Below are 21,232 nucleotides of genomic sequence, written 5' to 3' on the forward strand. Positions count from 1 at the left end.
CGTGATCTACCTCGACTACGCCGCGACCACGCTGCTCGATGCGCGCGTGCTCGAGGCGATGATGCCGGCCTTGGTGGCCGACGGCCTGCAGGCCAACGCGGCGTCCTCGCATGCGCCGGGCTTTCGCGCGCGCGCCGCGGTGGAGCGGGCGAGGGCGCAGGTTGCCGAGCTGCTCGGCGCGGAGCCCGGCGAGATCATCTTCACCTCGGGCGCCACCGAATCGAACAATCTCGCGATCAAGGGCGTGCTCGAATTCCGCGGCCTGCGCCAGGCACACGTGGTGACGTCGCGCATCGAACACAAATGCGTGCTCGACACCTGCCGCTATCTCGAGACGCAGGGCGCGCGCGTGACGTATCTGAAGCCCGGCGCGGACGGTTCGATCACGCCCGAACAGGTGCTCGACGCGCTGACGCCCGACACCGCGCTGGTCTCCCTGATGTGGGTCAACAACGAGATCGGCGTGCGCAACGACATCGAGCGCCTGGCTCCGCTGCTGCGCGAGCGCGGCGTGCTGCTGCACGTCGATGCGGCGCAGGCGAGCGGACGCATCGCCATCGATCTCGCGCGAACGCCGGTCGACCTGCTGAGCGTCTCGGCGCACAAGGCCTATGGGCCCAAGGGTATCGGCGCGCTGTTCGTGCGGCGCAAGCCGCGCGCCCGGCTCGCGCCGCAGATGCACGGCGGTGGGCACGAGCAGGGCATGCGCTCGGGCACGCTGGCGACGCACCAGATCGTCGGCATGGGCGCTGCGTTCGAGATCCTGCGCCGCGACGGCGCGGCCGAGGGCGAGCGTATCGCCGCGCTGCGCGAGCGCTTCTGGCAGGGTTTGCAGGGGCTCGAAAAAATTCGCCGCAACGGCGCCGGGCCGAGCGCTCCTCATGTGCTCAACGTGAGCTTCGAGGGCGTGGAGGGCGAATCGCTGCGCGCGAGCCTGCCCGATCTCGCGGTCTCGAGCGGCTCGGCCTGCTCGTCCGCGACCGCCGAGCCGTCCTACGTGCTGCGCGCGCTGGGCCGCGACGACGAACTCGCCAACGCCTCGCTGCGGTTTTCGTTCGGGCGGTTCACGACGGCCGGGGAAGTCGACGCCGCGGCCGAGCGCGTGTGCCTGCAGGTGAAGCGCCTGCGCTCGATCTCCGCGCTTTGGAACTGAAGCCATGAGCATCGAACACGAGATCGACCTGGCCAACCCCTTCGACTATCCGCAGCCGATCTGGAGCCGCTTCGAAGCGGCCGAGCGCGCCGGGCGCTTCGCTGCCGAAACGCCGGGTGTCGTCGAAGGCCGGGCCGGAACGCCGGCCGCGCGGTCGGTGCTCGAACTGCAACTGCGCTTCGACGGCGAGCGCGTCGCCGACGCGCGCTTCCGCGCCTACGGCTGCCCGAGCAGCATCGCGATCGGCAGCTGGATCGCCGACTGGAGCATCGGACGCAACGCTGCCGAACTCGCGAGCCTGAACGCCCGCCAGCTGCGCGAAGTCCTTGAAATTCCCGAGGACCGGGCCCACTGTGCCCTCATGGGCGAGGACGCGATGAAAGCGCTGCTCGCCCGCCGCAGCCAAACGAGTACCGAGACATGAGCATTCAACTGACCGAGTCCGCAGCCCGCCGCATCGACGCCCAGATCGCCAAGCGCGGCAAGGGCCTGGGTCTGCGTGTCGGGGTCAAGAAGTCGGGCTGCTCGGGTTACGCCTACACGATGGATTACGCCGACGACATCGGCGCCGAGGATCAGGTCTTCGAAGCCCACGGCGCCAAGCTCGTGGTCAAGGCCGAGCACCTGCCGGTGCTCGACGGCCTGACCCTGGACTGGCAGAAGCAGGGCCTCAACGAATCGTTCAAGTTTCTGAATCCGAACGTGAAAGCCCAGTGCGGCTGCGGCGAGAGCTTCGCCGTCTGAGGCCTCAGACGCTGCCGCAACCGCCATCGATCGCCATCGAATGGCCGGTCACGTAGGCCGCCTCGTCCGAGCACAGATAGACCACCGCGGAGGCCACGTCGTCGACGGTTCCGGGCCGGCCCATCGGCACGCGCCCGACCACACCGCTGACGAATTCGGGTGCCTGGCTCAGCACCTTGAGTCCGAGTCCGCCATCGATGAGCCCCGGGCAGACCGCGTTGATGCGGATGTTCTTGCCCGCGTACGACAGCGCGGCGGACTTGGTGAGCCCGATGATGCCGTGCTTGCTCGCGGTGTAAGTCGCCGACGGGCCGCCGTGCAGCCCCCACAGCGATGAGTTGTTGACGATCACGCCGCCGCCCTGGGCGAGCATGAGCTTGAGCTCCTGCTTCATGCAGTAGTACGTGCCGGTCAGGTTGACGCGGATGCAATCGTCCCAGAGAGCGTCGTCGGATTCGTCGAGCGGTGTGCGTCCGCCGCCACGCCCGGCGTTGTTGAAGGCCGCGTCGAGCCGCCCGTAATCGCGCTTGAGCCGTTCGAACAACTCGGCCACCGAAGCCGAATCGCCGACATCGGCCGCATAGGCGTTGGCGAGGCCGCCGCCCGCGCGGATCACCTCGGCGGTCTCTTCGGCGGCCGATTCGCGCAGGTCGCAGACCGCGATCCGATAGCCCTTGCGGGCGAAGCGCAGAGCAGTGGCGCGTCCGATATCGCCGGCCGCGCCCGTGATCAGAATGCTCGGCCGTGTGGCCATGGGGTGGTTCCTGAGTTCGGTGCGCGTCGCCCTCTCCTTGGCCCGCACATCTCGTTACAAACATGATGTCCTGTTCATGACGGCAATTGCCGCAGGTCGCTTTGACCCAATCATTGCCTGGGGACGCAAGGCCGGCAGACCCAGTGGGCGCTGCGATACCATGGCGCCATGCGCCAATACCTCGATCTCATGCGCCACGTGCTCGATCACGGGGCTTCCAAATCCGACCGCACCGGCACCGGCACGTTGTCGGTCTTCGGTCACCAGATGCGCTTCGATCTGGCCGAAGGTTTTCCGGTTCTGACCACCAAAAAGCTGCATCTGCGGTCGATCATCGTCGAACTGCTCTGGTTCCTGCGTGGCGAGACCAACATCGGCTGGCTCAAGGAACACAAGGTCTCGATCTGGGACGAATGGGCCGACGAGAACGGCGAACTCGGGCCGGTCTACGGCAAGCAGTGGCGCAGCTGGCCGGCGCCGGACGGCCGGCAGATCGACCAGATCCAGCTGCTGCTCGACCAGATCAGGGGCAACCCGGATTCGCGCCGCCTGATCGTCTCGGCCTGGAACGTCGGCGAGATCGACAAGATGGCGCTGATGCCCTGCCACGCGCTGTTCCAGTTCTACGTGGCCGACGGCAGGCTGAGCTGCCAGCTGTACCAGCGCTCGGCCGACATCTTCCTCGGCGTGCCCTTCAACATCGCGAGCTACGCGCTGCTGACGATGATGATCGCCCAGGTCTGCGGCCTGAAGCCCGGCGAATTCATCTGGACCGGCGGCGACTGCCACCTCTACAGCAACCATCTCGAACAGACCCGCCTGCAGCTCTCGCGCGAGCCGAAGCGGCTGCCGACGATGACGATCAACCCCGAGGTGCGCGACCTGTTCGCGTTCAAACTCGAGGACTTCGTGCTGTCGGATTACGACCCGCATCCGCACATCAAGGCGCCGGTCGCGGTCTGATGCGCATCGAGATCGTTGCGGCGCTCGACGAGAACAATCTGATCGGCAAGAACGGCGACCTGCCGTGGCGCCTGCCGGCGGATTTGCAGCACTTCAAGCGCCTCACGCTCGGCAAGACCGTGCTGATGGGTCGCAAGACCTGGCAGTCGCTCGGCCGTCCGCTGCCGCAGCGCGAGAACTGGGTCATCACGCGCGATGCGGGTTTCGAAGCGCCCGGCGCGACGGTGTTTCCGAGTCTCGACGCCGCGCTGGCAGCGGGCGAGGACCTCGACACGATCATGGTCATCGGCGGTGCCGAGCTGTATCGGCAGACCGTCGACCGCGCCGACGTGCTGCACCTGACCCGCGTACACGCGCATGTCGAAGGCGGCGACACCTGGTTCCCGCCGATTCCGCCCGGCTTCGTCGAAACCACGCGCGAGCCGCATGCGGCCGACGAGCGCCACGCCCACGCGTACAGCTTCATCACGCTCGAGCGCCGCGGCTGAGCCGACGCCTCGCCGCTGTCCGCCGCGCCGTTGTGAGCGCTTCAGCTGCGCTGCTATAAGCTCGGCCACCCACAACGACGCGCAGCATCCCACCATCCAAGGAGACGACGATGTCCGACCTCAAGGCACAGTTCGAACAGGCGCAGAAGGACGTCCGCAAGCTGACCAAGAAGCCGAGCGACAACGATCTGCTCGCGCTCTATTCGCTGTTCAAGCAGGCCACCGAAGGCGATGCGAGCGGCGCGCGCCCGGGCATGCTCAACGTCGTCGCGCGCGCCAAGTACGACGCCTGGGCCAAGCTCAAGGGCACCAAGAACGATGCGGCGATGAAGCAGTACATCGCCAAGGTGGAAGAGCTGCAGAAGAAGCTCGGCTGATCAGGCCGTGCCAACGAAAAAGCCCGGCGAAAGCCGGGCTTTTTCGTTGCGGCGAGAGTATGTTTCAGAGTTGCTGCAAGCCCTGCTGGCCCGCGTAATCGCGGGCGAACTGCTTGGCCACGCGGCCCGAACGCGAGGCGCGCGACAGGGCCCAGCGCAGCGCGAGTTTTTCGCCCTCGGGGCTCAGCACTTCGACGCCGAGCATGCGCAGGTGCGCACGCACCAGATCGAGATACTGCGCCTGGTTGAACGGCTGGAACGACAGCCACAGGCCGAAGCGTTCGGACAGCGAAATCTTCTCCTCCGCGGATTCGCCCGGATGCAGTTCCTCGCCTTCCCAGCGATATTCCTCGTTCTCTTTGGTGAACTCCGGCATCAGGTGGCGGCGGTTCGACGTCGCGTAGATCAGCACGTTCTCGGGGGCTTCCTCGACGTCGCCGTCGAGCGCGGTCTTGAGCGCGGCGAGCGAGCGATCGTTCGAAGCGACCGAGAAATCGTCGACGTAGAGAATGAAGCGCTCGGGCCGCTTGCGCAGCGGGGCGACGATGTCGGGCATCTCGATCAGATCGTGCGGCGGCACTTCGACCAGGCGCAGGCCGCGGTTGCCGAACTCGTTCAGCAGCGCCTTGACGAGCGACGATTTGCCGGTGCCGCGCGAGCCCGTGAGCAGCGCGTGATTGGCCGGCAGGCCTTCGACGAACTGGCGCGTGTTGCGCACGAGCAGCTCCTTCTGCCGGTCGATGCCGAGCAGCGAATCGAGCCGCAGGTTCTGCGGAAAGGAAACCGGCTGCAGCGCTCGGGAGCGCCAGCGGTAGGCGAGGGCGTCGTTCATGGCGCGCATCATAGGCCCGAAGCGGCGGACGATGTTGCGCCCACGAGCGCCCCGTCACGCGGCGTGCGTGCCCGTGTGTTTTATGCTTGCGCCATGATCGATTCATCCGCATACGACCGGGCGCTGGCCGAGCTCGGTTACTCCGCGTTTCGCGCCGGCCAGCGCGAGACCGTCGAAACGCTGCTGCAGACTCGCCGCGCCCTGCTCGTCGCTCCGACCGGCGGCGGCAAGAGCCTGTGCTATCAGCTGCCCGCGCTGCTGCTGCCGGGCACCACGCTGGTGATCTCGCCGCTGATCGCGCTCATGCAGGACCAGGTGTCTGCCTTGCAGGCGCGTGGCGTGGCAGCGACGTTCTTCGCGTCGACGCTCGACGCCGCCGAATCGCGCGCCCGGCTCGATGCGCTCTCGCGCGGTGAATACAAGCTCGCCTACATCGCGCCCGAACGGCTTGCGCTGCCGGGTTTTCGCGAGCGGCTCAAGCGCCTCGGCTGCCCGCTCGTCGCGGTCGACGAGGCGCATTGCATCAGCGAATGGGGCCACGATTTTCGTCCGGAATACGGACAGATCGGCGAGCTGCTCGCCGAGCTCGCGCCGCCGCACGTACTCGCCTGCACCGCAACGGCGACGCCGATCGTGCGCGACGAAATCATCGTGCGGCTCGGCCTGCCTGCGGATACGCCGCAGCTCGTGCGCGGCTTCGCGCGGCCGAATCTCGCATTGCGCGCAGCCGAAGTCGGCGGCTCACGCGAGCGCGCCGCGCGCGTCGACGCGTTGCTGTCCGAGGCGCTGTTCGCGCCCGGCGCCGGACGCGGTGCGGCGATCATCTATTCGCCGACGCGTCGCATGGCCGAGGAAGAATCCGAGCGGCTCGTCGGCGCGGGCTGGAAGGCCACGGTGTATCACGCCGGCTTGCCGGCCGATGCGCGCGCTCGCGCGCAGGCCGCGTTCACGCGCGGCGAGGCCGAGATCGTCTGCGCGACGAACGCCTTCGGCATGGGCATCGATCGCGGCGACGTGCGCGCGGTCGTGCATCTCGGACCGCCGGGTTCGATCGAGGCCTACTACCAGGAAGTCGGGCGCGCGGGCCGTGATGGCGGCGATGCGCTGGGCTTGCTGTGCTGGCAGCAGAACGATCTGCCGCTGCGCCGTCGCCTGCTCGAAGCGCCGGGCGGCGATGCGCAGAGCGATCCCGAAATCGTCGAGCATCGCTGGAATCTGTTTCTCGAACTGATCCGCTGGGCCGACGGTGCCGCCTGCCGCCACGACGCGATCCTGCGCTACTTCGGCGACGAGGCCGAAACCCTGCATGGCTGCGGCCGTTGCGACGTCTGCGTCGCCATCGATGCGGTCGACGAAGTCTCGGTCGAAGAGGCCACGCAACTCGCGCGCAAGCTGCTGTCGGGCGTCGCGCGCCTGCAGAACCGCTTCGGCCTCAAGCAGGTCGTGCGCCTGCTGCACGGCGAATCCGAAGACCGGCTCGAACGCATGGGACTCACGCAGGTACCGACCTTCGGCATTCTGCGCGAACGCAGCGCGGACTGGATCCAGCGCGCGCTGTCGCGCTGCGTGACGGCCGGCTGGATCGGCTTTTCGGGCGACCTGCATCCGGTCGTCCGGCTCACCGACGACGGCGTCGCGATCATGCGCGGTCAACGTGTCGCGCGCTGGTTGCCGCCGAGCGATGTGGCGAGCGGCAAGCCCAAGGAGTCGCGCAGTGCGCGCGCCGCGCGCGTGGCGCCCGACGAAGAGCCCTTGGATGCGATCGAGCAGCTGCTGTTCGAATCGCTGCGCGAGGTGCGGCTCGAACTCGCGAAGTCCGAAGGCGTGCCGGCCTACGTCATCGCGCACGACCGCACGCTGCGCGAGATCGCGCGCCTGCAGCCGCGCAGCCTCGGCGAGCTCGGCGCGGTTCCGGGCTTCGGTTCGCGCAAGCTCGAGCGCTACGGCGAGGCGTTTCTCGAAGTGCTCGAAAAGTGATTCGTGGGAAGTGATCCGATGAAGCAGCCGAACGACATTCTCGAAACCGAGCGCCTCGCGCTGCGCCGCTTCACGCGCGACGATCTTCCGTGGCTGATCGAACTCAACGGCGATGCCGAAGTGATGCGCTACATCGATGGCCCGATGAGTCCAGAGGCGACGCAGGACATGCTCGAAGGCCGCATCCTGCGCTACTACGACGAGCATCCGGGCCTGGGCATGTGGGTGACCTACGAGCGCGGCAGCGGCCGGATCGTCGGCTCGCATCTGCTCAACCATATTCGTGGCGAGGCGCCGATCCAGGTCGGGTATCGGCTGTTCCCGCGGGCCTGGGGCAAGGGTTACGCGACCGAGATGTCGGTGGCCCTGCTCGAATACGGCTTTACGACGCTGAAGCTGCCGACGATCGTCGCGATCACCGATCTCGGCAACGTCGATTCGCAGCACGTGCTGCTCAAGTCCGGCCTGCATCGCAAGGGCGAGCGCCGCTTCGCGGCCTACAGCAATGGCGCGCCGCTGGCCTGGTTCGAGCGCGACGCCGAGGCCTGGCTCGCAGAGCGTCGCGGCGGCGTCTAGCCTCGTTTCGGCGAGCGCGTCCGACTTAAGTCGTCTTTTCGCTCTCGACTTGGGGGCTAAGATGCGGCGCATGAACACGAACACGCACAGCAGGCCCGCACTCTCCGTCCTCGATCTCGTTCCGGTGTCCGAGGGCACGGCGCCGTCGGATGCGATCCGCCGCGTCGGCGACCTCGCCCGGCTCGCCGAGAAGCTCGATTACGCGCGCATCTGGTACGCCGAACATCACGCGCTGCCGTCGGTGGCCTGTTCGGCGCCCGAGCTATTGATCGGGCATGCGGCCTCGGTGACGCAGCGCATCCGCGTCGGCTCGGGCGGCATCATGCTGCCGAATCATGCTTCGCTGCGCGTCGCCGAAAACTTCCACACCTTGCGCGCGCTGTATCCGGATCGCATCGACCTCGGCGTTGGCCGTGCGCCGGGTGGCGTGCCGAACGTTCCGCGCGCGCTGCGTGCCGCACCGGGCGAAATGTTCGGCCAGCAGCTCGCCGAGCTGTACGCGTACTCGGCGCCGGACTGGAGTCAGGTGATGGATCCGTCGTCCGAGGTTCATGCGGTGCCGGCCGATGCGGGCCTGCCGCCGATCTGGCTGCTCGGATCGAGCGGCGCATCGGCGCGCATGGCCGGCGCCGCGGGCCTCGGCTATGCGTTCGCGACGCACTTCAGCCCGACGCCGGCCGCGCCGGCGATGCGCACGTATCGCGACAGCTTCCAGCCATCGGACGAGCACTTCACCGCGCCGCACGCGATTCTCTGCGTCGCCGTGATCTGCGCGCCGACCGACGAGGAAGCGCGCTATCTGGCCGGCAGCATGGAGCTGGCCTGGGTGCGCATGCAGTCCAATCAGTTCCCGCCGCTGCCGAGCCCGGAGACCGCGGCCGCGTATCAGTACGGCTACGAGAGCGAGGCGCTCGAACGCTTCCGCAAGCTCGCGGTGATCGGCTCGCCGGCGACCGTGCGCGAGCGCCTGCTCGAACTCGCGCGCGACAATTACGCCGACGAACTCATGCTGATCACCAACGTCTGGGATCACGCGCTGCGGCTGCGCTCGTACGAACTCGTCGCCGAGGCGATGAGCGCCTGATCGATTCGGCGCCACAACGAAAAAGCCCCCGTTTCTGCGGGGGCTTTTTCGTTGTGCTTACGCGAGCTTCTTGTGCCGGTTGCGGCGGTTCACGCCGGGCTCGGCGCCGTAGCGGCGGCGGAAGTCATCTTCGTACTCGCGGTAATTGCCTTCGAGGAACACGATCTCGCCGGAATCTTCGAACGCGAGGATGTGCGTGGCGACGCGATCGAGGAACCAGCGATCGTGCGAGATCACGAGTGCGCAGCCCGGGAAATCGAGCAGCGCGTCTTCGAGGGCGCGCAGGGTTTCGACGTCGAGATCGTTGGTCGGTTCGTCGAGCAGCAGGGTGTTGCCGCCCGACAGCAGCAGCTTGGCCAGATGCACGCGATTGCGTTCACCGCCCGACAGGTCGCCGATGCGCTTGCCCTGGCTCTCGCCCTTGAAGTTGAAGCGGCCGATGTAGGCGCGGCTCGGCATTTCGAAGCTACCCGCGCGGATGATGTCGTTGCCGCCCGAGATTTCCTGGAACACGGTCTTGGAAGCGTCGAGCGCGTCGCGGCTCTGGTCGACGTAGGCGAGCTTCACGGTTTCGCCGATCGTGATCGTGCCTTCGTCGGGCTGCTCCTGGTTCAGCAGCATGCGGAACAGCGTGGTCTTGCCGCGGCCGTTGGCGCCGATGATGCCGACGATGGCGCCGCGCGGCACGCTGAAGTTGAGGCCTCTGTAGAGCCAGCGATCGCCGTACTTCTTGCCGACGTTGCTGACCTCCAGCACCTTGTCGCCGAGGCGCGGTCCGGGCGGAATGTAGAGCTCCTTGGTTTCGGAGCGCTTCTGGAACTCCTGGCTCGCCAGTTCCTCGTAGGCGGCGACGCGCGCCTTGCTCTTGGACTGGCGGCCCTTGGGGTTCTTGCGCACCCACTCGAGCTCTTCCTTCATCGCCTTGGCGTGGGCGTCTTCCTGCTTCTGTTCGGTGGCGAGGCGCTTTTCCTTGGTCTCGAGCCAGGTCGTGTAGTTGCCCTGGTACGGAATGCCGTGGCCGCGGTCGAGTTCGAGAATCCAGCCGGCGACGTTGTCGAGGAAGTAGCGATCGTGGGTGACCGCGATGATGGTGCCCGGGAAATCCTTGAGGAACTTCTCGAGCCAGGCCACCGATTCGGCGTCGAGATGGTTGGTCGGCTCGTCGAGCAGGATCATGTCGGGCTTGCTGAGCAGCAGGCGGCACAGCGCGACGCGACGGCGCTCGCCACCCGAGAGCTTGGTGACGTCGGCGTCCCAGGGCGGCAGGTTCAGCGCCTCGGCGGCCTTGTCGAGGATCACGTCGATGTTCTCGGCGTCGGCGGCCGCGATTTTGGCTTCGAGGTCGGCCTGCTTGGCGGCCAGCTTGTCGAAATCGGCGTTCTCTTCGCCGTAGGCGGCGTAGACCGCATCGAGATCGCTCTTGAGCTTGAGGATGTCGGACAGTGCCTCTTCGACGTTCTCGCGGACGTTCTTGGACGGATCGAGCTGCGGCTCCTGCTGCAGGTAGCCGACCTTGAGGCCCGGCATCGGCCGTGCCTCACCGTGAAACTCCTTGTCGACGCCGGCCATGATGCGCAGCAGGGTCGATTTGCCCGCGCCGTTGTAGCCGAGCACGCCGATCTTGGCGCCCGGGAAGAACGACAGCGAAATGTCGCGCAGGATTTCCTTCTTCGGCGGGACGGTCTTGCCCACCTTGTTCATCGTGTAAACGTATTGGCTCATGGGGTATTCGAATCGCTGGAATCGCAAAAAATCGCGGGAGTCGCTGGGACTGGCGGACCTGAGAGTCGCCGCCAGATGCGCGTCGCTCGGACACGCATTATCGGTTACCGCGTCAGGAGCCGGCTAGGGGCGATGATGGTGGTGGCTTCGAGGTGGCTTTATTTCCGGCGTTGGTGAAAAAAGTCCTGCCAATGCGGCCCGGTTCGGACGAAAATTCACGCATCTGCTGCCGGCTCCGGCCGTTCCCGGACAAACCGCGCCTTCCCCGCGACCATGACCACGACCGCTTCCCACTCGAGCTCGCCGCCCGGCGTGCAGGCCTTCGTCATCAGCATGCCGCGCAGCACCGACCGGCGCTCGGCCATGCAGCAGAAGTTGCAGCACAGCGGCCTGCAGTTCGAATTCTTCGACGCGGTGGAAGGCGCCAAGATCGATCGCGCGCAGTATCCGGCCGGCCGGGCGCTCACGAACGCCGAACTGGGCTGCTATCTGAGCCACGTCGGCGTCTGGCGCCTGGTCGCCGAGTCGCCGTTCGAGGGCGCGCTCGTGCTCGAGGACGACGTCAGCGTCGTCGACGACATCGAGGCCCTGTGCCGCGAACTCGGTCGCCTGCCGGTGCAGCCCGACATGGTCCGCGTCTCGAGTCTCAAGCCTCCGCGCGGCCCGAAAATCTTCGGCCTGGACGCCGGCCGCAATCTGCTGCTGGCGCGCATCAACCCGAGCGGCTCGCAGGGCTACTGGCTCACGCGAGCGGGCGCGCGGCGGCTGCTCGATTGCTGGGCGACGCCGACACGGCCTTTCGACAAGGCCCTCGACCGCTATTGGCAGCACGGACTCAAGGTCCTGCTGCTCGACCCGCCGGCCGTCTGGGAAACGCCGGGTTTCGCGAGCACCATCGTCCAGCGCAGCAGCAAGCCGCAGGCTTATCTGCCGCGCAAGTTCGAGAACGCGCGGCGGGCCTGGGCGGTGCGCCGCATTCGCCTGAAGCTGGAGCGCGAACTGCAGGCCGCGGCCGTGACGGCTGCTGCGCCGGCGACCGCGACCGCCTAGGCCACCGCCGGCCGCGGGGCCTGCAGGCGCCCTCCGCCGAGCCGGATCACCTGGTCGGAAACCCCGAGCCAGGCCGGGTGGTGGGTCACCGAGATCACCGTCAGGCCCTGCTCGCGCACGAGCCGCAGCACATTGGCGATGATCATCTCCTCGGTCTGCGGATCGAGCGCGCTGGTGGCCTCGTCGAGGATCAGCAGCTTGGGCTGGTGCAGCAGCGCGCGCGCCAGGGCGATGCGCTGGCGCTGGCCGCCCGAAAGCGCCGAGCCGCGTTCGCCGACGACGGTGTTCGCGCCCTCGGGCAGCTGGTCGACGAAATCCGCCCCGGCTGCGCGCAGCGCGCGTTCGATGTCGGCTTCGGTGAAGCGCGGCTCGCCGAGCGTCATGTTGGCCGCGATGGTCTCGTGGAACAGGATCAGCTCCTGCGGCACGTAGCCGATCAGCGAGCGCCACTGGATCAGGTCGATCTCGGACAACGGCTGGCCGTCGACGAGAATCCGCCCCGATTGCGGCTGGTGGAAGCCCAGCAGCACGTCCACCAGCGTGGTCTTGCCGGCGCCCGACGAACCCGTCACCGATACCAGCGTGCCGGTCTCGATCTGCAGGTCGATCGACTGCAGGATCGGCTTGCCGTCGTAGCTGAAGCCCACGCCCTCGAATGCGATCTGGCGGTCGAGCGTCGGCGTCAGGCGGCCGCGCTGCGATTCGGCCTGCTCGCGCGCTTCGGCGATCGCGTCTTCCACCGTGATCAGGCCGTTCTGGTTGGCGTAGAAGTTCTGCAGTTCCTGCTGGCTCTTGCCGATCACCATCACCGTCTTGATCAGCAGCAGGCACATCACGATGACTTCGGCGACGGGCATCTTGAGCACCGTCAGCGAGACGAAGATGCCGGCCGCCAGGCACAGCGCGAGGATCGGTTCCTGCAGCGCCTTGTTGACGTTCTTGGCGAAGGCCTGGCGCCGGTAGGTGCGCTTGATCTCCCGCAGGTCGCGGTCGAACAGCTGCGCGAAGCGGGCCTGGCGCGACATCGCCTTCATCGGCTTGATGCCGATCAGCACGTCGGTGAGCCGACCGAGGATCACACGCAGCAGCGCCGACTGATTGCGCGCCATGGCTTTGGAGATCGTCAGGAAGCGCGCGAGCGTGCTGAGCATGATCGCGCTGACCAGCAGCGTGAACACCGCCAGCTGCCAGGACACCAGCGCCGCCACGCTCAGGTAGACCACCGCCTGCACCGACTGCGAGAGCATCTGCATCGAGGCCATGTAGGCCTCGCCGGCGCCGGTCGCCTCGGCGCCGAGCGCAGCCGAGAAGCGGCCCACCGGCTGATGCACGTAATAGCTCCAGCGCGCGTTGATGAGCGCGTCGACGAGCCAGAGGCGCAGCTTGGCGGAGACTTCGGCCACCGTGCTGCTGACCATGCGCGTGGTCAGGACCATCAGCACGCCCTTGAGGATGGTGCCGCCGACGACCAGGCCGAGCAGCACGATCGGATCGTGCGGAATGTGGACCTTGTCGAGCGCTCCGAGGATGATCTTGCTCATGCCGCTGGCCTTGGCCGCGTCGTCGCCGAGCACCGACATGAGCGGCAGCAGGCTGGCGATGCCGAAGCCGTCGGCCAGGCTCGCCACGATCACGCAGATCGCCACCAGGGCGGCGCGCCGCGTCGGGATCAGGCCCGAGAAGCGCAGGAACGGAAGGCGGCCGAGCAGCGATCGGTTGGCGGCGTGAGCGGGCTGGGAAGCGGTTCGAGGGGCGGTCATGAGCGTAAGCGCGAAGGGGCGCCACGATAGCGTAAAAAGGCGCCCGGCCGGGTGCGCGGCCGGTACCGCGGTGGGGCGCCCCGCAGGTTCGACCGCAGCCGACCGACCGCGGCGGAGGCCGTTATGCTAGCGCCCCTTGATCGCCTCCCGACCGCCGATGCTCCTGATCCCGATCCGCATTTCGCCGTCTGCCCGCCGCGGGCGGCACTGAGCATGCGCCGCTTCGCCGTCGTCACGACCTGCCATGCGGCGGGCTACGAAACCTACGGGCGCCTGATGGCGCAGACCTTCCTGCAGTACTGGCCGGACGAGGTGACGCTCGATTTCTACACCGAAGGCTTCGACTGCGAACTGCGCGATCCACGCCTGCGCACGCACGATCTGCTCGCGAGTTCGCCGGATCTGGTCGCCTTCAAGCGGCGCCATGCGGACAACCCGGTCGCGCACGGCAGGAAGCCGCCGTTTCGCCGGCTCACGCTGCCGGGCGGCATCGCGATTCCGCTGCCGCTGCGCAGCCGCAAGAAGTCGTATCGCTACAACGCGGTGCGCTTCGCCCACAAGACCTTCGCCATCTTCGACGCCGCCCGCCGCGTCGATGCCGACGTGCTGATCTGGATCGACGCCGATACGCGCTTCTTCGCCCCGGTGACGCTCGAGATGCTCGACAGCTTCATGCCGCCGGATCGCTTCGTCGGCTGCCTGCGCCGGCCCAAGTTCACCGAGGCCGGCTTCGTCACCTACAACCTGCGGCACCCGCAGACCGCGCAGTTCCTCGACGATTTCGAACGGCTCTATACGCAGGACCTGCTGTTCGCCGAGCGCGAGTATCACGACGCCTTCCTGTTCGACGTGGTCCGCGAGCGCGCCGAAGCGCGCGGGGCCCGCAGCTACGACATCGCCGAAGGCATCGGCGCCAAGGCACGGCACGTGCTGATCAACTCCAGGCTCGGCAGCTTCATGGATCACATGAAGGGCAACCGCAAGGAAAGCGGGCAGAGCCGGGCCGACGACCTGGTGGTGGTGCGCGACGAAGCCTACTGGCAAGAGTGCGGCTCGGCGCCCGCGAAGCCGGGCAAGCCCTAGCCAGGGCGCCCGCAGTGTCGGGCCCGGTTTTCGCGCACGGCGCGGCCCGGTCGCAGCCAGTAAACTCGCCCGCTTGGCAATCCCGTGGCGGCAAAGCCCTGAAGATCCATGCTGATCGACCGAAACCTGAGGCAGTACACCACCCGCGACACCGCTTCGATCCAGGAGGTCGCGCAGCTGATCGCGCAGAAAAAGGGTCGCATCGCGCTGGTGGTGGATCAGAACGGCGTGCTGCTCGGCACTATCTCCAACGGTGACCTGATTCGCTGGCTCGGAGCCGGCAGTCCCCGGGGTTCGCAGACCACTGCCTTGTCCATCGCCAACCGGGTATTCAAATCGGTCGGGCCGGACGATTCGCGCGACCGCATCGCCGCCCTGCTCGAAGATGTGCTGTACGTGCCGATCCTCGATGCGCGCGGTCGCCTGGAGGCCGTCGCCCGGCATCGGGTGGCGGCCGAAGGCGTGGTGCTCGACAACCGCCGGATCGCGCGCGACGCCCCGGTGTTCACGATCGCGGAGATCGGCAACAACCATAACGGCAGCCTCGAACTGGCCCTGCGCCTGATCGACGCCGCGGCCGATGCCGGCGCCGATTGCGCCAAGTTCCAGATGCGCGACATGGAGACACTCTATGGCGGCGCCAGCGACGGCCGCGGCGCGAGCGAGAACCTCGGCACCGAATACGTGCTCGACCTGCTGGCGCGCTACCAGTTGTCGACCGACGACCTGTTCCGCTGCTTCGATCATTCCCGCAAGCGCGGCCTGGTTCCGCTGTGCACGCCCTGGGACGAGTCGAGCATGGAGAAGCTCGATCGCTACGGCCTGCCGGCCTTCAAGATCGCCTCGGCGGATTTCACCAATCACGGCTTCCTGAAATCGCTCGGCAGCCTCGGCAAGCCGCTGATCTGCTCCACCGGCATGACCACCGAGCAGGAAATCCGCCAGAGCGCCGATCTGCTGCAGCGCTGCGGGGCGCCGTACGTGCTGCTGCATTGCAATTCCACCTATCCGGCGCCGTTCCGCGATGTGAACCTGAGCTACCTGCGGCGGCTCGAGCAGATCGGACAATGCACGGTCGGCTACTCCGGCCACGAGCGCGACATCTTCGTCTCGATCGCGGCGGTTTCGCTCGGCGCCCGGGTGATCGAGAAGCACCTGACCTTCGATCGCGGCATGGAAGGCAACGACCATCGCGTCAGCCTGCTGCCGGACGAATTCGCACGCATGGTCGAAGGCATTCGCCAGGTGGAAGACGCCGTCGGCAGCGATGCCCCGCGACGCATTTCGCAGGGCGAGATGATGAACCGCGTCACCTTGGCCAAATCGGTGTTCGCCAACGTCGACATCAAGGCCGGCCAGGTGATCGAGGAAAGCATGCTCGAGGTGCGCAGCCCCGGTCGCGGGCTGCAACCCAACCGCAAGCTGGAGCTGATCGGCAAGCGGCTGACGCGGACCGTGCGCTCGGGCACGCCGTTCTTCGCTTCCGACCTCGATGGCCGCGCGACGCGCCAGGGCGATGGCAAGCGGAGCTATCGTTTCCACCGGCCCTGGGGCCTGCCGGTCCGGCATCACGACTACGCCAAGCTGCTCGAAGCCAGCGCGCCGGATTTCGTGGAATTCCATCTGAGCTATCGCGACCTCGAACTCGAAGACGAACGCTTCTTCTCGGGTCGACAGCCGCTGAACCTGGTGGTGCATGCGCCGGAGCTGTTCGCGGGCGATCACGTGCTGGACCTGTGCTCGCCGGACGAGGCCTACCGCCAGCATTCGGTGCGCGAAATGCGGCGCGTGATCGCCAAGACGCATTCGCTGCGGCGATATTTCGAGACGTCGGGCCCGACCGGCATCGTCACCAACGTCGGCGGTTTTTCGCTCGACCGGCCGCTGACTCCGTCCGAGCGCCAGCAGCGGCGCGAGACGCTCAAGCGCAGCCTCGCCGAACTGGACACCGCCGACGTCGAGATCTGGCCGCAGACCATGCCGCCCTATCCCTGGCATTTCGGCGGCCAGCGCTTCCACAACCTGTTCGTGGAGGCCGAGGAAATCGATGTGCTGTGCAGCGAGCTCAAGCTCGGCCTGTGCTTCGACATTTCGCACTCCAAACTCGCCTGCAACCTGCTCAAGCATTCATTCGAGGATTTCACCACGATCGTCGGCCGCCACACGCGGCATCTGCACGTGGCCGATGCGGCGGGCATGGACGGCGAGGGCCTGCAGATCGGCGAGGGCGAGATCGACTTCAAGTCCTTCTATCGCCGCCTCGACCAGATCGCGCCGCAGGCATCGTTCCTGCCCGAAATCTGGCAGGGGCACGAGAACGACGGCGAAGGCTTCTGGATCGCGCTGGATCGCCTGCAGCAGAGCATGACACCGCCAACGTAGGCGACCGGGTTAGGTACGCGCGAGCGCCTAACCCATCGTCACGTTCAAGCCGGGCGCGACTTCTCGATCAGGCGCTCGATGGTGACCCAGTCTTCCGGTTCGTCGATTTCGGCCGCGCTGTCGGCGGCCATTTCGTGCACCACGATCTTGCCGCCCAGCCGGCAGCGCCCACTTTCCAGCACCGCGCGGCTCGAAAAGTAGAACGCCCCGTTTTCCATCAGCGTGCCGGCCCAGTCCTGGCGACGCGGCCGCTTGAGCGGGTCGTAGTTCAGCGCCCGGCCGTCGTCGGTCCAGAAGAAACGATGCGTGCGCACCGCGGTGACCAGCGAATCGGCCCGCTGTTCATCAAAACGCTGCTGCGCGCGCCGGAAATCTTCGACACGGGTCAGCGGCGAAGTCGCCTGGATCGTGCACAGCACGTCGAAGTCCACGGCGGCGGCGAATTCCAGCAGCGCGCTTTCGGTGGAGGCGGCGTCGGTGCAGGTCTCCGCGCCGCGACGGAACAGCTTCACCTTCGGCCCGAATTCCTGCTCCACCGAGCGCCGGATGTCGTCGCTGTCGGTGCCGACCCAGATTTCATCGAAACAGCCGCTGTCGATCGCCGCGCCGAGCGACCAGGCGAACAGCGGCCGGCCGGCCAGCGGGCGGATGTTCTTGCCCGGGATCGATTTGGAGCCGCCGCGCAGCGGCATGTAGGCCAGCCAGCGCATTTCAGGCTCCTGCCGTGGCCGGCTCGAGCCGCGCTTCGAGCTTGGCCAGGAAGGCGAGGGCGTCGTCGTGCCATTTCTCGTCGACCGCGAGATCGGACAGGGCGCCGGATTGCAGCGCCTGGTCCCAGCGCACCGGGCTCGGGAGCAGGCACAAGGTCGCGGTCAGCCGTGGGCCTCGAGTCGGGCTGATGCCCCGATGCAGCGCCCGTGAGGGCTGGAACAGCACCGCTTCACCGGCTTCGCGCTCACGCAGTTCGGTGACCAGTGGACGGCCGGCGAGACGCGCGAGCTGCCCGGTATCGCCGGTGCGGGTTCGGGTCTTGTTGAAGACGTAGCCGCGCTCGGCGACCGCCAGGGTGCTGGCGATGTCCATGAACTCGGTATTGCCGCCGTGCTGCGCGGTCGGGTTCAGATAGACGATCAGCTTGAGGTGCCGGCTCGGGCCCTTGTCGCAATGCCAGCGAAACGAGACCGACTCCTGCTCGGGTGCCGCGCGCGTCAGCGAGAACGCGGCCCAGTGGACCAGGTATTCGCTGCCGAAAAAGCCCGCGACGGCCTGGTCGACCGGGCCCCGCAGAATCTGGTCGAGCAGGGCTTTCAAGCGGGCGTCGCTGAGCTTGAAGCCTTCCAGATGCCGGCTGTTCTTCTTGAGCAGCTGCGGGTGGCCGGCCTCGAGTTCGGCGATGCAGGCGGCGGCCGCGTCGGCGCTCAGGGCCCGCAGATACCGGAAGCCGCACTGTTCGAGTTCGGCATCGGCCGCCGGGGCTGGCGAACGGCCGAAGGCGGCGCGGCAGCGGGCGAGGTAGGCGTCGTAGTGGCGCTGCTCGTCGAAGGCGCGCCAGGTGTCGGTCGCGCGCCGGGCATCCTGCGCGCGCCTGTAGGACGGGCTCAGCAGCGCCAGCAGGCGGGACGAAAGGCTTGACGGAAAATTCATTGTCCGGCGCGAGGTGTGGCGAACACCTCGAACAGATGCTCGCTGCGTGTGCGCACGCCGACCGAGCCGAAGCGGCCCAGTGTGCGGCCGAGTTTTTCGATCCGTCGCGCGACGTCGTCGGTGGACAGGCGCGGGAAGCGGTGATCGTGATAGTTGCCGGGTTTTTCGTGCTTGCGCCGCTTCGCCAGCGAGCGCAAACGCGTGTGCAGCCAGGCGCGCAGGCGCACCGGTAGCGGCGGTAGCGGCAGGCTGCCTTCGCGACGATAAATGGCATCGAGCTGATCGAGGATGCGCTCGCAGGCGAGCCGGCCCGAGCGGGCGGTGATGTAGTGTCCGATCAGAGCGTCGCGCTCGGCGCTCGTCCTCGCTGCCTCCTGGTTTTCGATGATGTCCTTGAGGCTCGCGATCAATTCGTCGAGCGTGTGGCATTGCACGCTCAGGCGATTCGGCAGTCCCTGGAAATCGAGGTCGTATTCGGTATTGAAGGTCTTGAGATAGGTCACCGACGGCACGCCCATGGCGTAGCTCTCGATCGCCGTGGTGCAGCCGTTGTGCACCAGGGCGCGGCAGGCCAGCAGCCAGGGCAGCACGTTGCCCTGGTGCGAAACGACGATGCGGCTGCAGCGGCGGGCGAGTTCCTGGTAGATGGCGTGGTTTTCACTCGGATGTGGCCGCAGTACCAGCGTCACGCCCGGCAGCGCCTGCTCCAGCGCCGGCATCATGGCGAGGAAGTCGTCGAGGATGGATTGCTTGTGCGCGAGCAGGCCCTCGGCGAACGCGCGCGGCATGCCCTTGCCGGCCTGGCCCATCGGCGGCGGCCTGGTCGGGTCCGTCGACGGCGCGAACAGACCCAGACCGGGCTGGAACGGGTTGACGTCCGTGAAGTTGGTGTTGATCAGCAGAAAGTCGCCGTACTGGTGCTTCAGCGCGCGGACGTCGTCGTCGAAGTAGGCCCGCAGTTCGGGGCGCAGCATGTCGCCGCGCGGATTGCCGGTCAGGTGCATCGGCATGCCCTTGGGCAGATGCGGATAGCCTGCCAGCAGCTCACGGTTTTCCTCGCCCCACGCGAAAATGTGCGAGACGTAGGGCAGGGTGCCGGGCGACAGCCGCAGTGGATAGAACACTTCCGGTGGCGGATGCACCAGCGCCTCTTCTTCCCAGGCGATGATGTCGTGGCCGAGCTCACGGATCAGCCGGAACATCAGCTTGCTGAGGCCACGCATGCTCTTGGCGGCATAGACGCCGCGCGGCAGCTCCGCCATCGCGAAATGCACGTAGGCGCGCGAGCCGATGACGACCCGATACCCGCGTTCCACCGCGCAACAGGCGAGCAGCAGCTTGGCGTCCATTTCGCGCACCTGGCTTTCCACCGGAATGATCAACAGCGGAGCGTCAGGCATGTAAGGGCTCGCGAAGCGGGGAGGGGAGGCGCGGTTCCGTGAAACCGGCCTGGACGCCGCGCGGAGCGGCGTCGGGCCATGACAAGGAGCCGCCGCGCAGGTTCGGCGAACTGCTCTGCGACATGACTACGGCTGGCCCCTTTCGGGAGCCGGTTGCCGCAGTGTGGTCCAGTGCCGGTCGAGTGCTTCGAAAACGTCGTCGTCCCGCGTGATGACGGCGAGTTCGTGATTCAGCCAGTACGCCTGCGCCGTCCAGTTGAAGCTGCCGAACACGGCATGGCGTCCCTCGGCGTTCTCCAGCAATACGAACTTCAGGTGCATGGGCACATTGGCATCGGCGCCAAGCCGCGTGAAGGCGATGCCTTCGCGGGCGAGCTGCAGTTCCACGGCCCGCGGCACGCGCCGTTCGGTATGTTCGGCGGCGATTTCGATCTTCGCGCCGCGCCGCGCCAGGCGCCTCAGGCAGGCAACCGAAGCCCGATTGCTGATATGCGAGGCCGCGATCCTCACCCGGCTGCCGGCGCCATAGCGCTTCAGCAGTCGCTCGACCGGGTGAGCGCCGAAACGAGGCCAGAAATGCAGCTGCGTATCGCCGATGTCGCAATCCCGCACCGCCCGAGGCCCAAGGCCCAAGGGAAGCCACGGACCGTTGCGATGCAGCGAGCGCGCATGTTCGAGGAGGCAGTGCACGAGCCGTGGATCGCGGATTTCCACCAGCAGGTTGTGAGCGACGCGGTGGTCGCCGATCTCCGAGACGATGTCCGGAAATTCTTCGGGGCTGTCCGCCGACGGATTGAACGAGCCGACGAAAGCCGTCGGCACCGGATGGGAGAAGCAATAGATTTTCTCGTGCAGCCGCTGCTTGAACATCTGCAAGGGTCGCAGTCCGGCGCCAAGCGCTTCGGGGGCGGAGAGACGGTCGATCACCGCCCGATTGGCTTGTGCCGCGCGCGGGCGGGCTTCCATCGTCACCGCCACCTGCACGCCGCGCGCCCGAGCGCTCGCCAGGTCGCTTGCCAACGGGCGATCACGAAAATAGTAGGTGACCCAGTCGATACTTCCGGAGACAGGTGTGGCGGCCACCCGCGCGGATAGCAGATCACGTAGTGCGCCTGGGCGGTCTGGTCCGCCGAAATGAACTTTGAAGGAAGGCAGAGGCATCGCGTAGGGCTTCGGCCGGATCGTGCTCGGGAGTTGAATATTAACGATAGTCGTTCGGCCGATGGCGAGTGATTGCTGCATC

General features: G+C 67.1%; 20 protein-coding genes. 12 read left to right on the forward strand and 8 right to left on the reverse strand.

Features of this window, described 5'->3' with window-relative positions; all coding sequences use genetic code 11:
* Position 1: 1 nt before the first annotated feature.
* From AC3WUM_RS07445 to AC3WUM_RS07455, 3 genes are read left to right on the forward strand one after another with little or no spacing between them, the layout of a single operon-like run.
* Positions 2-1,153, forward strand: coding sequence for an aminotransferase class V-fold PLP-dependent enzyme (locus AC3WUM_RS07445; RefSeq protein ID WP_492409583.1), 1,152 nt, complete (start codon positions 2-4; stop codon positions 1,151-1,153).
* A gap of 4 nt (positions 1,154-1,157) precedes the next feature.
* A complete protein-coding gene (locus AC3WUM_RS07450) occupies positions 1,158-1,577 on the forward strand; it encodes an iron-sulfur cluster assembly scaffold protein (protein WP_492409584.1) in 420 nt (139 codons plus the stop codon).
* Entirely contained in the window at positions 1,574-1,897 is a 324-nt protein-coding gene (locus AC3WUM_RS07455) for a HesB/IscA family protein (RefSeq protein ID WP_492409585.1), read from the forward strand. The genes AC3WUM_RS07450 and AC3WUM_RS07455 overlap by 4 nt, the downstream gene beginning before the upstream one ends.
* Positions 1,898-1,901: 4 nt before the next feature.
* Here the strand turns inward: AC3WUM_RS07455 and AC3WUM_RS07460 are convergent, their stop codons facing one another.
* Positions 1,902-2,651: an SDR family NAD(P)-dependent oxidoreductase gene (locus AC3WUM_RS07460; protein ID WP_492409586.1), complete on the reverse strand. Its 750-nt coding sequence runs from the start codon at positions 2,649-2,651 to the stop codon at positions 1,902-1,904.
* A 168-nt stretch (positions 2,652-2,819) separates the two neighbouring features.
* On the opposite strand from AC3WUM_RS07460, the gene AC3WUM_RS07465 reads away from it, so the two are divergent.
* The 3 genes from AC3WUM_RS07465 to AC3WUM_RS07475 all read left to right on the forward strand — a co-directional run bounded on the left by AC3WUM_RS07465 (position 2,820) and on the right by AC3WUM_RS07475 (position 4,479).
* Complete coding sequence (locus AC3WUM_RS07465; protein ID WP_492409587.1) at positions 2,820-3,614, forward strand: thymidylate synthase; 795 nt, start codon at positions 2,820-2,822, stop codon at positions 3,612-3,614.
* Positions 3,614-4,102, forward strand: a complete 489-nt coding sequence (locus AC3WUM_RS07470; RefSeq protein WP_492409588.1) for a dihydrofolate reductase — start codon at positions 3,614-3,616, stop codon at positions 4,100-4,102. Before AC3WUM_RS07465 ends, AC3WUM_RS07470 begins: the two co-directional genes overlap by 1 nt.
* Positions 4,103-4,212: 110 nt before the next feature.
* Entirely contained in the window at positions 4,213-4,479 is a 267-nt protein-coding gene (locus AC3WUM_RS07475; protein WP_411887877.1) for an acyl-CoA-binding protein, read from the forward strand.
* 64 nt (positions 4,480-4,543) lie between these two features.
* On the opposite strand, the gene AC3WUM_RS07480 is transcribed toward AC3WUM_RS07475, so the two are convergent.
* Positions 4,544-5,311 carry an ATP-binding protein gene (locus tag AC3WUM_RS07480; protein WP_492409589.1) on the reverse strand — a complete coding sequence of 256 codons (768 nt, stop codon included), beginning with the start codon at positions 5,309-5,311 and terminating at the stop codon, positions 4,544-4,546.
* Between the two features lie 93 nt (positions 5,312-5,404).
* Between AC3WUM_RS07480 and AC3WUM_RS07485 the strand changes: the two genes are divergently transcribed.
* The 3 genes from AC3WUM_RS07485 (at position 5,405) to AC3WUM_RS07495 (ending at position 8,948) form a co-directional block, all read left to right on the forward strand.
* A complete protein-coding gene (locus tag AC3WUM_RS07485; protein ID WP_492409590.1) occupies positions 5,405-7,288 on the forward strand; it encodes a RecQ family ATP-dependent DNA helicase in 1,884 nt (627 codons plus the stop codon).
* Positions 7,289-7,306: 18 nt separating this feature from the next.
* Positions 7,307-7,864 carry a GNAT family N-acetyltransferase gene (locus AC3WUM_RS07490; RefSeq protein WP_492409591.1) on the forward strand — a complete coding sequence of 186 codons (558 nt, stop codon included), beginning with the start codon at positions 7,307-7,309 and terminating at the stop codon, positions 7,862-7,864.
* A 70-nt stretch (positions 7,865-7,934) separates the two neighbouring features.
* The gene (locus tag AC3WUM_RS07495; RefSeq protein ID WP_492409592.1) at positions 7,935-8,948 is read left to right on the forward strand and encodes an LLM class flavin-dependent oxidoreductase; all 1,014 of its coding nucleotides are present in this window, start codon (positions 7,935-7,937) and stop codon (positions 8,946-8,948) included.
* 57 nt (positions 8,949-9,005) lie between these two features.
* Here AC3WUM_RS07495 and ettA read toward each other — a convergent pair whose 3' ends face one another.
* A complete protein-coding gene (ettA, locus tag AC3WUM_RS07500) occupies positions 9,006-10,670 on the reverse strand; it encodes an energy-dependent translational throttle protein EttA (RefSeq protein ID WP_492409593.1) in 1,665 nt (554 codons plus the stop codon).
* 273 nt (positions 10,671-10,943) lie between these two features.
* Here ettA and AC3WUM_RS07505 point away from each other — a divergent pair, with 273 nt between their 5' ends.
* The gene (locus AC3WUM_RS07505; protein WP_492409594.1) at positions 10,944-11,720 is read left to right on the forward strand and encodes a glycosyltransferase family 25 protein; all 777 of its coding nucleotides are present in this window, start codon (positions 10,944-10,946) and stop codon (positions 11,718-11,720) included.
* Here the strand turns inward: AC3WUM_RS07505 and AC3WUM_RS07510 are convergent.
* A complete protein-coding gene (locus AC3WUM_RS07510) occupies positions 11,717-13,480 on the reverse strand; it encodes an ABC transporter ATP-binding protein (RefSeq protein WP_492409595.1) in 1,764 nt (587 codons plus the stop codon). The genes AC3WUM_RS07505 and AC3WUM_RS07510 overlap by 4 nt on opposite strands.
* A 213-nt stretch (positions 13,481-13,693) precedes the next feature.
* Between AC3WUM_RS07510 and AC3WUM_RS07515 the strand changes: the two genes are divergently transcribed.
* Together AC3WUM_RS07515 and AC3WUM_RS07520 are read left to right on the forward strand one after the other, a co-directional pair.
* A complete protein-coding gene (locus AC3WUM_RS07515) occupies positions 13,694-14,563 on the forward strand; it encodes a hypothetical protein (RefSeq protein WP_492409596.1) in 870 nt (289 codons plus the stop codon).
* A gap of 108 nt (positions 14,564-14,671) precedes the next feature.
* Positions 14,672-16,945 (forward strand): N-acetylneuraminate synthase family protein, encoded by a 2,274-nt coding sequence (locus AC3WUM_RS07520; protein ID WP_492409597.1) that lies wholly within the window; start codon positions 14,672-14,674, stop codon positions 16,943-16,945.
* A gap of 44 nt (positions 16,946-16,989) precedes the next feature.
* Here the strand turns inward: AC3WUM_RS07520 and AC3WUM_RS07525 are convergent, their stop codons facing one another.
* The 4 genes from AC3WUM_RS07525 to AC3WUM_RS07540 all read right to left on the reverse strand — a co-directional run bounded on the left by AC3WUM_RS07525 (position 16,990) and on the right by AC3WUM_RS07540 (position 21,231).
* Positions 16,990-17,655, reverse strand: a complete 666-nt coding sequence (locus AC3WUM_RS07525) for an acylneuraminate cytidylyltransferase family protein (RefSeq protein ID WP_492409598.1) — start codon at positions 17,653-17,655, stop codon at positions 16,990-16,992.
* Position 17,656: 1 nt separating this feature from the next.
* Entirely contained in the window at positions 17,657-18,589 is a 933-nt protein-coding gene (locus tag AC3WUM_RS07530; protein ID WP_492409599.1) for a hypothetical protein, read from the reverse strand.
* On the reverse strand, positions 18,586-19,989 hold the full coding sequence (locus AC3WUM_RS07535; protein WP_492409600.1) for a surface carbohydrate biosynthesis protein: 1,404 nt from the start codon (positions 19,987-19,989) through the stop codon (positions 18,586-18,588). Before AC3WUM_RS07535 ends, AC3WUM_RS07530 begins: the two co-directional genes overlap by 4 nt.
* 126 nt (positions 19,990-20,115) lie before the next feature.
* Positions 20,116-21,231, reverse strand: coding sequence for a phospholipase D-like domain-containing protein (locus AC3WUM_RS07540; protein WP_492409601.1), 1,116 nt, complete (start codon positions 21,229-21,231; stop codon positions 20,116-20,118).
* Between the last annotated feature and the right edge of the window lies 1 nt (position 21,232).

It is taken from the genome of Hydrocarboniphaga sp. FW305-C-57, assembly GCF_058783045.1.